Origin of the sequence: Streptomyces millisiae, from assembly GCF_031845425.1 — a bacterium.
Classification (GTDB): domain Bacteria; phylum Actinomycetota; class Actinomycetes; order Streptomycetales; family Streptomycetaceae; genus Streptomyces; species Streptomyces millisiae.
On sequence record NZ_JAVREM010000037.1, the window covers coordinates 46,835 to 61,118 of the forward strand.

Below are 14,284 nucleotides of genomic sequence, written 5' to 3' on the forward strand. Positions count from 1 at the left end.
TCAGGCCGCGCGCTCGGCGGCCATGGCGGCCCTGGTCTCCTGCGCCGAGGCGACCGTCAGCGGGCCGGCCACGGCGCGCTGCCGCCACAGGCGGCCGAGCAGCGCCCGCTCCCTGGCGTGGAAGTCGAGCCCGGCCGCGCCCCGGTCGGCGCGCTCGCGCAGCAGCGCCAGCGTGGTGGCCGCCGCCTGGTACTCGGCGACGGCGCGGACGCCCGCGGGACCGTACCTGCGGCGGGCCAGCCGGCGGGAGGCGGCGCGCGCGCCGAGCGAGCCGAGGGCGGCCGGCTCCTCGGGCGACAGCCAGCCGGCGCTCGCGTACACCGGCAACGTGCGCCGCACGAGGCGCAGCTGGCGGTCCCTGGCGGTGCTGGCCAGCCAGCACAGGGCGGCGAAGACCGGCACCATCACCAGTGCGTAGACCGCGGCGAAGCCGAGGAACGGCAGCGAGGTCGACGCGTTCCACACCGAGTGCAGCAGCATCGCGGCGGCGAGCCCGAGCAGCGGCAGCCCGAACCGCGGGGCGCGCCGGTCGGGCGCCAGCATCGCCGCGAAGCCGAAGCCGATGCCGGTCAGCGCCGTGAACACGGGGTGGGCGAACGGCGCCAGCACGATCCGCACCACGAACGTCACCACCGTCGCCGAGTCGAGCGCCGTCTCGGGGCCCCACTCCAGGTCCTGGTCGAAGGCGCTGCCCAGGTACAGGATGTTCTCGGTGAACGCGAAGCCGGCCGCGCTCATCCCGGCGGTCACCAGCCCGGCCAGCACGCCGTTGAACGCCTCGGGCCGGTGCAGGAAGACGAGTAACACCGCGATCGCCTTGACCGTCTCCTCCACCACCGGCGCGATCACCGTCATCTCCAGGGTGTCCGCGTGGGACGGTGCCAGGGTGGCCGAGGAGCCGGTGAGCACCCGCACCAGCAGCCCGTTGGCGAACAGTGCGATGAGGGTGGCCACGCAGGCGCCCCAGCCGAAGGCGAACGCGAGCGTGCGCGGCGGCTTGGGCAGCACCGCGTCGATCCACCGGAAGGTGAGCACCAGCAGCGGCAGCGGCAGCAGCGCGAGGCCGAAGCCGACCCCGAACCCGGCCCAGCCGGTCTCGCGCCCCACGAGCACCGCCGCGACCACGCCGCAGACGGCCAGCGGCCCCACGATGCCGGCCAGCGGGCGCAGACGGGGAGCACGGTCGCGTGGGGGGAGCGCAGGGGGCACCCCCTGACTGTACGTCCTGGCGCCGACACGCCAACAGGCCATGCGTCAGCCGGAGTCGGACGTCATCCGGCCGCCGTCCGGTCGTTTCATCCGGCCGCCCCGGGCGGCCGCCGGGCCGGCGTCGGTACGGCGTCAGTCCGGGCGGCGGAAGAGGAGGTCCCGCACCACGTGGCCCTTGGCCAGCCCCTGCCGCTCGAACCTGGTCAGCGGCCGCCCGCCCGCCCGGTCCGGCGCGAAGCCGCCGGACGAGACGGCGTTGACGAGGGACGGACTGGCGGACAACACCTCCAGCATCCGCTCGGCGTACGGCTCCCAGTCGGTGGCGCAGTGCAGCAGGCCGCCGGGGCGCAGCCGGGACGCGGCCAGCTCGACGAACTCCGGCTGGACGATGCGGCGCTTGTGGTGCCGCTTCTTGGGCCAGGGGTCGGGGAAGAAGACACGGATCCCGGCCAGGGCGCCCGGGGCGATCATCTCGCGCAGCAGGATGATCGCGTCACCGTTGGCCACCCGGACGTTGGTGAGACCCGCGCGCTCGGCGAGCCGCAGCAGGTTGCCCTGGCCGGGGGTGTGCACGTCGACGGCCAGGATCCCGATCCCCGGGTCGGCGGCGGCCATCTCCACGGTCGCCTCGCCCATCCCGAAGCCGATCTCCAGCACCACGGGCAGGCCGCCGAAGAGGGCCGCGAGGTCGAGCCGGGCGTCGCCGTCGACCTCCACCCCCCAACGCCGCCACAGCCGCAGCAGGGCCTCGCGCTGCGCCGGGGTGACCCGGCTGCGGCGCGGCTGGAAGCTCCGGATCCGGCGCTCGTGCCGATCCCCCGCCGGATCGGCGGCCGGCCCGACGCCGGAGGGAAACATGTGGGAGGAGTGCTTGTCGGTCACAGTACGCCCGATTTTAGTGGGCTCGCCCGACCGCCGGTCTCGCCGGCTTACCGGCCGGCTGTGTCGGCCGTCGCGCCGGCCAGCGCCGTCAGGGTCCGGGCGGCGATCTCCTGGCCGATCGGGAGGCACGCGGTGGCGGCGGGGGAGGGCGCGTTGAGCACGTGCACGGTGTGCGGGCGCTCGACGAAGTGGAAGTCGTCGACGAGGCCGCCGTCCGGCCGCACCGCCTGGGCGCGGACGCCCGCCGGCGCCGGGAGCAGATCGTCCTCCTCGATGCCCGGCAGCAGGCGCCGCACCGCCGCCGTGAAGGCCCGCTTGGAGAGCGAGCGGAGAAGCTCGCCCGCGCCGGCCCGCCAGTGGCGGGCGGCCATCCGCCACAGCCCCGGGTAGGCCAGCGCGTCCGCCAGCTCGGCCGGCCGGACCACGCCCCAGTCGTAGCCCTCGCGGGCCAGCGCCAGCACCGCGTTGGGCCCGATGTGCACCTCGCCGTCCAGGCCGACCGTCAGGTGGACGCCGAGGAACGGGAACGCCGGGTCGGGCACCGGGTAGACCAGGCCCCGCACCAGGTGGGCCCGTTCGGGACGCAGCCGGTAGAACTCGCCGCGGAACGGCACGATCCGCAGCCCCGGGTCGTCGCCGGCCAGCCGGGCGATCCGGTCGCTGTGCAGGCCGGCGCAGTTCACCAGGGCACGCGCCCGCAGCACCTCGCCGCGCGCCGTGCGGATCGCGACGCCGAGCCCGGGGCGCCGGTCGATCGCGACGACCTCGGCGCCCCGCCGCACGTCGACCAGCTCCGCCAACCGCCGGGCCACCGCGCCGAAGTCGCACTGCCCGGTGGTCAACACCCGCAGCGCCGCGACCCCGTGCACGCCCGGCTCGTACTCGGCCATCTGCGCCTGGCCCAACTCCCGCACCGGCACGCCGTTGCGCCTGGCCCGCTGGGCCAGCTCGTGCAGCCGCGGCAGCTCCGCCGGCGAGGTGGCGACGATCAGCTTGCCGGGCACCGCGTGCGGGATGCCGTGCTCGGCGCAGAACTTCTTCAACTCCGCCGCGCCCCGCACCGCGAGCCGTGCCTTGAGCGAGCCGGGGCGGTAGTAGACACCGCTGTGGATCACCCCGCTGTTGCGGCCGCTCTGGTGCGTGGCGAGCCGCGGCTCCTTCTCCAGCACGGTGACGACGAGACCCGGCCGCGCGGCGCGCAGCGCGTGGGCGGTGGCGAGGCCGACGATGCCGCCCCCGACCACCACCACGTCACAGTCGTACGCCACCCCTCGCAGAGCCCGTGCCGCTGTCATGTGCGACATCATGCCGGAGCCGTGAGCAGCGGGCGCGCCAACTCCTGCAACTCCTTGACCGAGGGCTCGTGCTGATAGGGGGCGAGACGGCTGAGCAGGTCCCGGACGTAGTCCGTGGTGCGCGCCGAGGAGATGCGCCCGGCGACCTCCACGGCCCGGGCGCCGGCCGCGCAGGCCGCGTCCAGGTTGCCGGACTCCAGCTCGGCGACGGCCCCCACCACCAGGCGCAGGCCGTGCGAGCGGACGAACTCCTCGGTGGGCTCGGAGAGCGCCTGCTCGGTGAAGCGCCGCACCTGTCCCGGCACCTTGAGGTCGATGTAGCATTCGGCGGCGTCGGCGGCGAGCCGGTCGTAGGTGTAGAAGTCCAACCAGCTGGGATCGCCGTCCCCGTCGCGCGAGCGCTCCAGCCAGCCCTCGGCGGCCGACAGCGCCAGGCCGCAGCCCGCCGCGTCCTGCGCCTTGGCCAGGGCCCGCGCCTCGACCGTGTGGAAGAAGCTCATGGTGCGGGCGGTGGCCAGCGAGCGGTTGCGCTCCAGGGCGGCCTGCGCCAGGTCGACCCCCTCCTCGGCGAAGCCGCGGTAGGTGGCCTGGAGCGACATCGACGCCAGCACGTAGCCGCCGAGCGGCACGTCCGCCGCGGCCCTGGCGAGCCGCAGCGCCTGGATGTAGTAGCGCTGGGCGGCCTCCTGCTGGCCGGTGTCGAACGCCATCCAGCCGGCGAGCCTGGTGAGTTCGGCGGTGGCGCGGAACAGGGACCGGCCCACGTCGTCGCTGTAGCTGCCGAGCAGCAGCGGCGCGGCGTCGGTGCGCAGGCACTCCGGCACCATCGAGGAACGCCAGTCCCCGCCGCCGTACTTGGAGTCCCAGCGCCTGGCCTCCTCGGCGGCCTCGCGGAGCTTGGACACGTCGGAGTGGCCGACCCGCCCGAAGGTGCCCTCCTGGGGTGCCGGCGCCTCCCTGGCGACCGAGGCGTCCGCCGGGCTGATCAGCCAGCGCGAGACGGGCGTGGCGTAGGCGGTGACGGCGAACGAGCCGGCGAGGGACTGCCAGATGCCCTTGCCGGGCGTGACGTCGAGTCGGTACAGCTCGGTGGCGGACTCCACGGCGCTCGGCACGTCCCGTGGGAAGGCGAGACCCACCTCGGGCGCCGGATCGGTGTCCGCGAGGCCGATCTCGTGTAACGGCACCGGACGCCCCAGCTTGCTGCTGATGGCGGCGGCTATCAGATGGGGGGCTGAGCCCTGTGGCACCATGCCTTTGGTCACCCAGCGGGCGACGGACGTCTTGTCATATCGCAGCGTCAATCCCCGTTGGGCCCCGAGATCGTTGACCCTGCGGGCTAGACCCGCGTTGCTGATTCCCGCAAGAGCGAGAACTGCCCCTAGCTTCTCGTTCGGCCCGCGTGGCTCCCTGGACATGCGCGTACCCCTGACACACCAACGGCAGCCCCACGACCAGCGCGGGGCCTTTCCGTGCTCCGCCAACCCAGCGTAGTTCGGTGCCTGCTGACCGTTAAGGGGGTGGATCCCGGATGGCGGATTTGTGACCGTACGCGCGTACGAGCGCTTACGCGCCAGTGGATTGTGCTCCGGGCATGTGGCCGTGCGCCCGGGTGTGCGCTCTGGGCAGTGCGGGGGGTCGGCGCTTCGATGTGTACCGCGTGGGTCGGCCCGCTGCCTCGAGGGCAGCACCTTGAAGGCGCAAGCGGGCCGGGGGAAGCCGTCGTCTCATTCCCCGCGGACGGCGGTCTGGTCCGGGAGGCGGACAGCGTCTCCCGGACCACAACATCTCCTGCCCAGGGGCGATCGCCTCATGAGCCGTTCCCCAGCCAGAGTTTGGCCAATAATCGTCGGTTGCCGACCGGTCGGCTGACCGGTCCGCGATCGGTCCCCGATCGGGCCGCGGCTCCCGGGCCGCCGGCCGCACCGGGCGTCGTCGCACGCCCCTTCGACAACCGGCGGATGTGATCAGGTGGTTCGCCATGTGCCGCGTCACATGGGGCGAACCACCGCACCGGCATGCCCCGTTCCCGCCGGCCGCATGGCAGCATGGGGCTCAACGACGGCGCGGTTCTTCAGTGTTCTTCCGTGGGGGAGGCGGCGATGCGGTGGTTGGTCGGGTGGTGTGGGGCGTCCGCCAGCGCTGCCCGTGACATCCAACCGCTGGGCGCGCAACTGCTGTGGGAGGGCCCCGACCCCCTCTGGGCGGTCGGCGACTGGCGCCCCGACGAGATCCGCCTGGTGTACGCCGACGGCGACACCCACCTCGCGGTCTTCGGCTACTGCGGCGCGGACGACGCCACCCTGCGCCGCTCCCTCGTCTCCGCGCGCGCCGGCGCACTCCGCCAGCTCACCACCTGGCCCGGCAGCTACACCGCCATCGCCCGTTTCGGCCGCCGCACCGTCATCCCGGCCGACCTCGCCGGCACCCGCCCCGTCTTCCACGCCGACTGGGCCGGCGGCTCCGCCTACGCCACCGCCGCCCTGCCGCTGGCCGACCTCACCGAGGCCCAGCTGGACGTCGCCCACCTCGCCGCGCTGCTCGCGGCCCCCGAGGCGCCGGAGGCGCTCGGCACCGGCACCCCCTACCGGGGCGTGCACCGGGTGCCGCAGGGGCACGCGCTGATGCTGCGCGAGGGCGGCAGCCACGACGTCGTCGGCTACGAACCCACCGCGCCGCTGGTCGTCGCCGCGCCCCCGGTCGAGCGGGAAGCCGCCGTCTCCGGCGTCCGGGACGCGCTCGTCGAGGCCGTCCGCACCCGGCTCGCCGCGCCCCGACACGCGCCGGCGCGCGACGCGGGCCCGGTCCCCGGGATGGGCCCCGCCGACCGGCGTGCCGCGCGCTTCGGCCCCGAGCCCGCGCCGGGGGTCGGCGCCGACCTCTCGGGCGGCAGCGCCTCGGCGACGCTCGCGCTGCTCGCCGCCGGACTGCCGGGGATGCCCGGCACGGTCTTCGGCACCGGCGCGACCCAGGCCGGCGAGCGGCTGCTGGCCGTCACCTTCAACGACCTCACCGCGGGCGGCGGCGGCCCCGGCGGCATCGCGCGCGCCGCCGAGCTGGAGCGGGCCCGCGCCATCGCCGAGAACCCCCGGCTGCACCACGTGGTGGTGGCGGCCGGCGACGAGGCCCTGCCCTACGCCGACCTGGAGAACGGGCCGCTCACCGACGAGCCGGGACCGGCCCTGGTCACCGCCGCCCGGCACCGCCACCGGCTGGCCGCCGGCAGCGCCGACCACCTCGTCGGGCACGGCGCCCGGCAGGTCCTCGACGCGCACCCGGCCCGCCTCGCCGACCTGCTGCTCGACCGCAGACGCCGCCACCTGCTGCGCCCGGCCACCGCGCTGGCCAAGGCCAGCGGCGGCGGCGGCCGCGCGATGCTGGTGCCGTTCACCCTGTACCGGGCGGCGCGGCGACTGGCCCGCACCCCCTATCCGGAGGGCCTCTCCTCGGCGGCGCTGGCGCTGCGCAACACCATCGAGGGCCCGGGCAGCGACGCGCCGGACGCCGACGGCGCGCTCGGCGCCTCGCTGGCCGCGCTCGCCTGGTGCCGCCCGGGCCCGGCGGCGCGCTGGCTGACCGGCGAGGCGCTGGCCGAAGTATCGATTCGTCTCGAAGCCGCGGCCGCGCGGCCACGCTCGGCCTCCGCCAGCTCGCGCCCCGGCGAGCAGCGGGCGCGCGCCGTGCTGGCCAGACACGCCGCGGACCACCGGGTCTTCGAGCAGGCCGCCGAGGTCAGACACCAGCGACTGCACGCCCCCTTCTACGACAACCAGGTGGTGCGGGCCTGCCAGGCGTTGCCGGAGAGCCTGCGGGTGCAGCCGGGGGCGCGTGCGGACGTGCTGCGCGCCGTGCTGGAGGGCGCGGGCGTTCGCGAACTGCCGCCGGGCTGGGGCGCCACCAGCCACGCCACGCACACCGAATCCGTGCGAGCGGGACTTCGCGCCAACATCGGCGAGTTGGTGAACCTCTTCGACGCGCCCCTGCTCGCCGACGCGGGCCTGATCGAGGCCCGCGTCGTCCGCAAGGCGCTACGGGCTGCCGCCCAGGGCGAGCGCCTCCCACTCGACGGCCTCGCCGAACTCGTCTCCACGGAGGTCTGGCTCCGCCGCCTCCTCACCCGCCGCGGCTCCTGCTGGACCGCCGAAGGCAACCACGACCCCCGCGCCGTCACCAGCGGCGTCACCCTGTAACACGACGGCACGCTGGCGCGTCAGCGCTGGCGCGCGGCCCGGCCGGCTTCATCGGCGCGGCCCGCGGGCGGCTGGGCGCCGGGCCTCGGCGAGGTCGGTCCGCTCTTCCGGTGCGTCGCCGCCGGGCATGCCCGGTGGGCCCACGACCCCGCGCCGCCCAGGCGCCGCCCCTCCGGGCGATGGCGGCCAAGCGCCGCCTCCTTGGGCCTGCGGCCCGGCGCGCGGCCCGCGCCGTCCAGGCGCCGTAATCGATTGGCCTTCGGGCCGGCGGCCCGGCCCGTGTCGTCCGGGTGCCGAAACCGATCGGTCCGGCGTGCGATCCGCGCCGTCCGGGCGCCGCGAGGCTACCGGTCCTTCGAGCCGGTAGGCCGGCAGGCCTTACTCGCAGGTGATCTCGGAGTCGGCCCAGTCCGCCAGGGTGGTGGCGCCGAGCCAGCCCTCGCCGTGGACGTCGAGGCGGAGGGTCTCCACGCCGGCCAGCGGCACGCTCATCCGCACCGCCTCGTCGCCGCCCGACACCACGTCGGACTCCCAGAGCTTCCGGTCGTCCCCGTAGACGCTGAACACCGCCGCGCCGAGGCCCGCCGCCAGGTCGTCGACGCCCACCAGCGCCTGGTAGGTGACGCAGGCCAGGTTCAGGTCGATCGTCACCGAGGACCAGGCACTCACGGTGATCCCGTGCTCGTACGTCCGGCCGCCGATCGTCAGGTCGTCCCGCTGCCAGACGGGGCTGCTCCCCACCAGCCGGACGGTCGGCGACGTGCCGTCGCCGGCGACGTCGAACGCCAGGTGCCGCAGCTCGAACGGCTGGGGCGCCGGTGGGGGAGGCGCCGGTTCGGGCGTGGGCGAGGGGGACGGCTCGGGCGTCGGCTCGGGTTCGGGCACCGGCGGCGCCGGCGCCGGCGCGGGCTCGGGCGAGGGTGAAGGGGAGGGGGACGGGGACGGCTCGGGCGTCGGCTCGGGGCGCGGCAGCGGCTCCGGTTCGGCCACCGGCTCTGACGTCGGCTCGGGGCGCGGCTCCGGCTCGGCCGGCGCCGCGTCGTCCGGCGCCGCCGCCTCCGGCGGGTCCTCCCCGTCGGAGCCCAGCAGCGCCATCGCCAGCACCGCCGCCACCGCCGAGACCACCACGCCCGACGCGATCCCGGCCTTCACCGGCGCGCCGAGCCCCTCCGCCGCCGCGCCGCCCCCGGCCCCGCCGGCCGCGGCCGCCGAGCCGGCCGTCGCCCCGGCGCCGGCCGCGCCGAGCCACAGGGCGGCCCCCTTGAGCGAGGAGTCGGCCGCGAACCAGCCGATCACGGCGATCGGCAGCACCGCGCGGATGTGCGCGTTGACGTCCCGCACCTCGGACGCGGCCACCGCGCACCGCGCGCACTCCGCCAGGTGCTTCCGCAGCCCCCGCTCGGCCCGGGTGCGCAGGCCGCCCCTGGCGTAGGCGCCGAGCCGGTCGGCGAACCGCGCGCACTCCCCGCCGTCCGTCAACGCCCGATTCACGTGCGCCTGGAGGTACGCCTGCTTGAGGCCCTCCCTGGCCCGGTGCGCGAGCACCGCCGTCGCGTTGGGCGTGAGACCGAGCAGCGGCGCCACGTCGCGCGGCGACGCGTCCTCGACGGCGGTGTGCCACAGCACCGTCTGCCAGCGCTCGGGCAGGCTGCGGAACGCCCGCACCGCCATGGACTCCTCCGCCTGGCGCATGGCCCGCACGTCCGCGCCGGCCTCGTGCGTGGCCGGGCCGCCCGCCTGGACCGCGGCGGCGGACACCGCGAACGCGGCGAAGTCCTCGACGAGCTGCTCCCGCTTCGCCGTGCGCGCCCAGTCCGCCGCCACCCGCCGCACCGAGGTGAGGAGATAGGCCCGCACCGCCGTGTCGGGGCCCGCGCCCCGCCGCACCGCCTGGAGGGTGGCGGCGAACACCTCGTTGGTCAGGTCGTCCGCGGTGTCCGCGTCCCGGCAGCAGGTGCGCGCGTACCGGCGCACGGCATCCGCGTGGCGCCGGTACAACTCGTCGTACGCCCCCGGATCACCCCGACGCATCCCGTCGACCAGCGCGAGATCGGCCGACGCCGACGACTCCGCCTCCAGACGCGGACGCTGCCGTGGAACCTTGGAATCGTCGTCCTGCCCCTCAACGACCATGCGGCGAGCCCTCGTATTTACATTGGCGTCAGCGACAGCGCTCAGGTTGCCACAGGAAACGCGCCGCCCAGCCGGAGTCGCCCGAGAACCACTCGTCCGAGGGTCATCTCCCCAACACGCGCTCCGCCCGCAGCCCTTGGAGGAGAATCTCCAGCAGCCGCTCACCGGCCGCCGACTGCCGCGCCGGATCCTCGACGCGCGGCGGCGTGGTGGCTATCACCAACATCAGGTCCGCCACCGTCACATCGGCCCGCAGCTCCCCGGCCGCCCGCGTCCGCTCCACCAACTGCCCCACGGCCGAGAGCAACTCCACCGTGCCGGCGCTCCCAGGACGCGCCGCCGACGCCCCGCGCTGGTGCGGCACCCGCTCCCCGGCACCCGCCTCGGACCCGCCCGCCGGCGCCGCGCTCGCCGTCAACAACTCGGGCGGCAACAGCCGCCCCGCCCCGCCCGCCGCCGACCGCTGCACGAACCCCGCCAGCGCCCCCCACGGCTCCTCGTCCCCGGCCAGCGCCTCCCGCGCCCTGGCCGTCAACCGCTGCGTCTCCTCCTCCGTGATGTACCTGACGAGCGCCTCCTTGTTGGGGAACCGCCGGTACACCGTGCCGACGCCCACCCGCGCCCGGCGGGCCACCTCCTCCATCGGCGCCCCGTAACCCTGCTCGCCGAACACGTCCCGCGCGGCGCTCAGCACATGCCGCAGATTGCGCTGCGCGTCCACCCGCAGCGGCGCCGTCTTCCCCTCGGAGCTCCCCGCCTCCGCCGCCTCAGATCCCTGCATAGGCATATCGATTTCCCCCGGTCCGAGGGACGGAGTGACCGCCCCTAACTGTGAGTACGAACATAGTTGAGGGCACTGACACTGAGAAGGAGCAAGTGACCCCAAGAGCCCCGAAGAGCCCCCTACAGCGCCAAGACGCCCCATAAGCCGAAGAAGCCATACAAACGCCACGGGCGGGCGGTCGCGGATCAGGCACGTCCCACGCCTCCCCGGCCCCCGCCGGCCCTCGGTCGGAGCACCACCCCGTACCAACCTGTGGACAAAAGCGCGCCCCCGGGTGCCTCATGGACGGGTGACGAAGCAACCCGCGCACATCGTCGTGATCGGTGGGGGCTATGTCGGTCTCTACACCGCGCATCGCCTCCAGCGCAGGCTCCGGCGCGAGCTGAGACGCGGCGACGTCGTGATCACCATGGTCAGCCCCGAGCCGTACATGACCTACCAGCCCTTCCTTCCCGAAGCGGCCGCCGGCTCCATCTCGCCGCGACACGTCGTCGTCCCCCTGCGCCGCGTCCTCGCCCGCTGCCGCTTTGTCCCCGGAGAGGCCGTCGCCGTCGACCCCACGCGCCGCACCGTCACCGTGCGCACGCTCGCGACGCGCGAGTCCGACGGAGAACCACTCCGATTGACCTACGACGAACTCGTCGTCGCCCCCGGTTCCATCTCCCGCACACTTCCCGTGCCGGGACTCGCCGAGCACGGCATCGGCTTCAAGACCGTCGAGGAGGCCATCGGACTGCGCAACCACGTCCTCGAACAGCTCGACATCGCCTCCTCCACCCGCGACTCCGCGGTCCGCGACGCCGCCCTCACCTTCGTCTTCGTCGGAGGCGGCTACGCGGGCGTCGAGGCCCTGGCCGAGCTGGAGGACATGGGACGTTTCGCGTGCCGTTACTACCACAACATCCGACCGGAGGAGCAGAAGTGGATCCTGGTGGAGGCAACGGAGAAGATCCTCCCCGAGGTGGGTGAGCAGATGGGCGCCTACGCCCTGCGCGAGCTGCGCGGACGCAACATCGACGTGCGCCTCTCCACCCGCCTCGAGTCCTGCGCCGACCGCGTGGCCACCCTCAGCGACGGCAGCCGCCACCCCACCCGCACCCTGGTCTGGACCGCCGGCGCCAAGCCCAACCCCGTGCTCCGCGCGTTCGGCCTCCCCCTCGACGAACGCGGCCGCGTCCGCTGCGCCGCCACCCTCCGCGTCGAGGGGGTCGACCACGTCTGGGCCGCCGGCGACGCCGCCGCCGTCCCCGACCTGACCGCCGACCCGGCCGCCCCCTGCTCGCCCAACGCCCAGCACGCCGTCCGCCAGGCCCGCCGGCTCGCCGAGAACCTCGTCGCCCGCCTGCGCGGCCGCCCCCTCACCGACTACCGTCACCGCTACGCCGGATCCGTCGCCTCGCTCGGCCTGCACAAGGGCGTCGCGCGCGTCTACGGAAGGAAGCTCCGGGGCTACCCCGCCTGGTTCGTCCACCGCGTCTACCACCTCAGTCGCGTCCCCACGTTCAACCGGAAGGCTCGCGTCCTCGCCGAGTGGACCCTCGCCGGGCTGTTCAAACGTGAGATCGTCTCCCTCGGCTCCCTGGAACACCCCAGGGCCGAGTTCGAGCTCGCCGCGGGCACCGGACGCCACCCCGAGGACACCTGACCCGCCTCGCGCATGTGACCATGGGTGTGCTCCCGCTCAGCGCCCTGTAGAGATCGACACCGCACCGACACCAACGAACGCACACGCACACCACGGAACGCACAGAGCAGAACGAATCGGATCGGAACGCTGTGAATTTGACGCGCTGGGGTATCCGGCTGCCCGGAGCACAGCGGCGCCACGCCCCCACCGGAACCGAGACCGGCTCCACCGGCGGCGTACCGGCAGCCCGCGGCGAGCAGCAGAGCACCGCCCCCCACGGCAGACCGGGGTACGCCGGCCACGGCGTCGACGCCCTCGCCGTCCACGAGCTGCTCGGCCAGGTCCCGGCCCCCGTGGCCGTCGTCCAGGGCGGCGACCACCGCGTCGCCTACGTCAACGAGGCCTACGCCGCCCACTTCGGCCGCCGCACCCCCGGCGCGCCCGCCCGCGAGTCCCTCACCGAGCTCGTCGAGCTCGGCCTGCTCCCCCTCATGGACCAGGTCAGGCGCAGCGGCACCCCGCGCACCCTCAAGTCACGCCGCGTCCCGGGACCGAGCCGCGACAGCTACTTCACCTTCACCTGCACCCCCGTCCAGCTCGCCACCCCCGAGGGCCCGGCCGCCCGCGGCGTGCTCGTCTTCGCCTCCGACGTCACCGACCAGGTCGTCTCGGCCGAGCGACTGCGCGAGAGCGAGAGCCAGCAGCGCGCCGCCGCCGTCACCCTCCAGCGCAGCCTCCTCCCGCAGGAACTCGAGCAGCCGGACGACCTCCGCGTCGCCGCCACCTACCAGCCGGGCGGCATCGACGCGGCCGTCGGCGGCGACTGGTACGACGTGATCACCCTGGGCGCCGGCCGCACCGCCGTCGTCATCGGCGACGTCATGGGCCGGGGCATGCGCGCCGCGGCGATCATGGGCCAACTGCGCACCGCCGTGCGCGCCTACGCGCGACTCGACCTCCCGCCGCACGAGGTGCTGCAACTCCTCGACGGACTGGCCGCCGACATCGACCCGAGCCAGATCGCCACCTGCGTCTACGCCGTCTACGACCCCAACGAGGGCACGCTCAGCTACGCCTCCGCCGGCCACCTGCCGATCCTCATCCAGGAACCGGACGGATCCATCACCCGGGTCACCGAGCCGACCGGCCCACCGCTCGGCACCGGCGGCTGGATCCACAGCTCGGGCACCGTCCCCTTCGGCCCCGGCGCCACCGCCGTCCTCTACACAGACGGCCTGGTCGAGCGCAGGGACGCCGACATCGACGAGGGGATCGACGCCCTGGAGCGCGCCCTGACGGGCACCGGCAGCGGCGGCGGCCCCGAGATCATCTGCGGCCGGCTGCTGCGCGCCCTCGGCATCACCGAGGAGCACGACGACGACGTGGCCGTCCTCGTCCTCGGCTGCCCCGAGCGGCACGGCGAGGAGGCCGACCTCTTCAGGGGCGCCGCCCTCGACCTGCTCGGCGGCGTCGAGGCGGCCCCGCGCGCCCGCGCCTTCGCCGACGGGGTGCTGGCCAGCTGGCGCTTCCCCGAGGAGCTCCGCGAGCTGGGCGTGCTGGCGGCCAGCGAACTGGTCGCCAACTCCCTCAAGCACGGCCGCGCCCCGATGGGCCTGCGGCTGCGCCGCACCGACCGCCGGCTGATCGTCGAGGTGACGGACGGGGACGAGCACCTGCCGCGCCGCCAACAGGCCGCGCCCGCCGACGAGGCGGGGCGCGGGATCGCCGTGGTGGCGACGATCGCGGCCGAGTGGGGCGCCCGCCGACTGCCCGAGGGCGGCAAGGCGGTGTGGGCCGAGTTCGCGCTCCCCGAGGCGAGTTGACCTCAAGTTGACGCCGTTGGAGTGAGGGCGTAACGTTGCCCAAGCGCTCGTCACGGGCGCCAATCCACTTCTTTGAACGCTCTGCCCGCGAGGGTCTGTTTCTGCTTGCCTGAAACAGCTTCTCCGGGGCCGGATTTGGAATCCGGCGGGAGATGGTTCTAAAGTAGTGAACACCGAAGGGAAGCCCGGAGGGGCCCGAAAGGGAACCGAAGGTAGCGTCCGTTCCTTGAGAACTCAACAGTGTGCCAAGAAGTCAATGCCAGATTTTTGATTGATCAATGCGAGAATCAAATTGTTCTCGTGGATGATCTTCTTTGAAGCATTCACGGAGAGTTTGATCC

At 74.5% G+C, this 14,284-nt stretch carries 9 protein-coding genes; 3 read left to right on the plus strand and 6 right to left on the minus strand.

Translation table 11 applies throughout. The features are described 5' to 3' along the window. From RNC47_RS23500 to RNC47_RS23515, 4 genes are all read right to left on the minus strand, one after another. A complete protein-coding gene (locus RNC47_RS23500; protein ID WP_311601504.1) occupies positions 1 to 1,209 on the minus strand; it encodes a PrsW family intramembrane metalloprotease in 1,209 nt (402 codons plus the stop codon). A gap of 132 nt (positions 1,210 to 1,341) precedes the next feature. Beyond that, complete coding sequence (trmB, locus tag RNC47_RS23505) at positions 1,342 to 2,067, minus strand: tRNA (guanosine(46)-N7)-methyltransferase TrmB (protein ID WP_311601514.1); 726 nt, start codon at positions 2,065 to 2,067, stop codon at positions 1,342 to 1,344. Between the two features lie 71 nt (positions 2,068 to 2,138). Further along, positions 2,139 to 3,386, minus strand: a complete 1,248-nt coding sequence (gene lhgO, locus RNC47_RS23510) for an L-2-hydroxyglutarate oxidase (protein ID WP_311601505.1) — start codon at positions 3,384 to 3,386, stop codon at positions 2,139 to 2,141. 8 nt (positions 3,387 to 3,394) lie between these two features. Further along, entirely contained in the window at positions 3,395 to 4,804 is a 1,410-nt protein-coding gene (locus tag RNC47_RS23515) for an MFS transporter (protein WP_311601506.1), read from the minus strand. 684 nt (positions 4,805 to 5,488) lie between these two features. On the opposite strand from RNC47_RS23515, the gene RNC47_RS23520 reads away from it, so the two are divergent. Next, the gene (locus RNC47_RS23520; RefSeq protein WP_311601507.1) at positions 5,489 to 7,576 is read left to right on the plus strand and encodes an asparagine synthase-related protein; all 2,088 of its coding nucleotides are present in this window, start codon (positions 5,489 to 5,491) and stop codon (positions 7,574 to 7,576) included. Positions 7,577 to 7,954: 378 nt separating this feature from the next. On the opposite strand, the gene RNC47_RS23525 is transcribed toward RNC47_RS23520, so the two are convergent. Both RNC47_RS23525 and RNC47_RS23530 read right to left on the minus strand, forming a co-directional pair. Then, a complete protein-coding gene (locus RNC47_RS23525) occupies positions 7,955 to 9,709 on the minus strand; it encodes a sigma-70 family RNA polymerase sigma factor (protein WP_311601508.1) in 1,755 nt (584 codons plus the stop codon). Between the two features lie 103 nt (positions 9,710 to 9,812). Beyond that, entirely contained in the window at positions 9,813 to 10,490 is a 678-nt protein-coding gene (locus tag RNC47_RS23530; RefSeq protein ID WP_311601509.1) for a TetR/AcrR family transcriptional regulator, read from the minus strand. Between the two features lie 292 nt (positions 10,491 to 10,782). On the opposite strand from RNC47_RS23530, the gene RNC47_RS23535 reads away from it, so the two are divergent. Both RNC47_RS23535 and RNC47_RS23540 read left to right on the plus strand, forming a co-directional pair. Next, the gene (locus tag RNC47_RS23535) at positions 10,783 to 12,138 is read left to right on the plus strand and encodes an NAD(P)/FAD-dependent oxidoreductase (protein ID WP_311601510.1); all 1,356 of its coding nucleotides are present in this window, start codon (positions 10,783 to 10,785) and stop codon (positions 12,136 to 12,138) included. Positions 12,139 to 12,269: 131 nt separating this feature from the next. Then, positions 12,270 to 13,943: an ATP-binding SpoIIE family protein phosphatase gene (locus RNC47_RS23540; RefSeq protein WP_311601511.1), complete on the plus strand. Its 1,674-nt coding sequence runs from the start codon at positions 12,270 to 12,272 to the stop codon at positions 13,941 to 13,943. The last annotated feature ends 341 nt before the right edge of the window (positions 13,944 to 14,284 follow it).

Bases quoted from the DNA above. Each gene is read 5' to 3' on its own strand.
- trmB (WP_311601514.1), bottom strand. From the start codon at position 2,067: ATGTTTCCCTCCGGCGTCGGGCCGGCCGCCGATCCGGCGGGGGATCGG.
- lhgO (WP_311601505.1), bottom strand. From the start codon at position 3,386: ATGACAGCGGCACGGGCTCTGCGAGGGGTGGCGTACGACTGTGACGTG.
- RNC47_RS23515 (WP_311601506.1), bottom strand. From the start codon at position 4,804: ATGTCCAGGGAGCCACGCGGGCCGAACGAGAAGCTAGGGGCAGTTCTC.
- RNC47_RS23520 (WP_311601507.1), top strand. From the start codon at position 5,489: ATGCGGTGGTTGGTCGGGTGGTGTGGGGCGTCCGCCAGCGCTGCCCGT.
- RNC47_RS23525 (WP_311601508.1), bottom strand. From the start codon at position 9,709: ATGGTCGTTGAGGGGCAGGACGACGATTCCAAGGTTCCACGGCAGCGT.
- RNC47_RS23530 (WP_311601509.1), bottom strand. From the start codon at position 10,490: ATGCAGGGATCTGAGGCGGCGGAGGCGGGGAGCTCCGAGGGGAAGACG.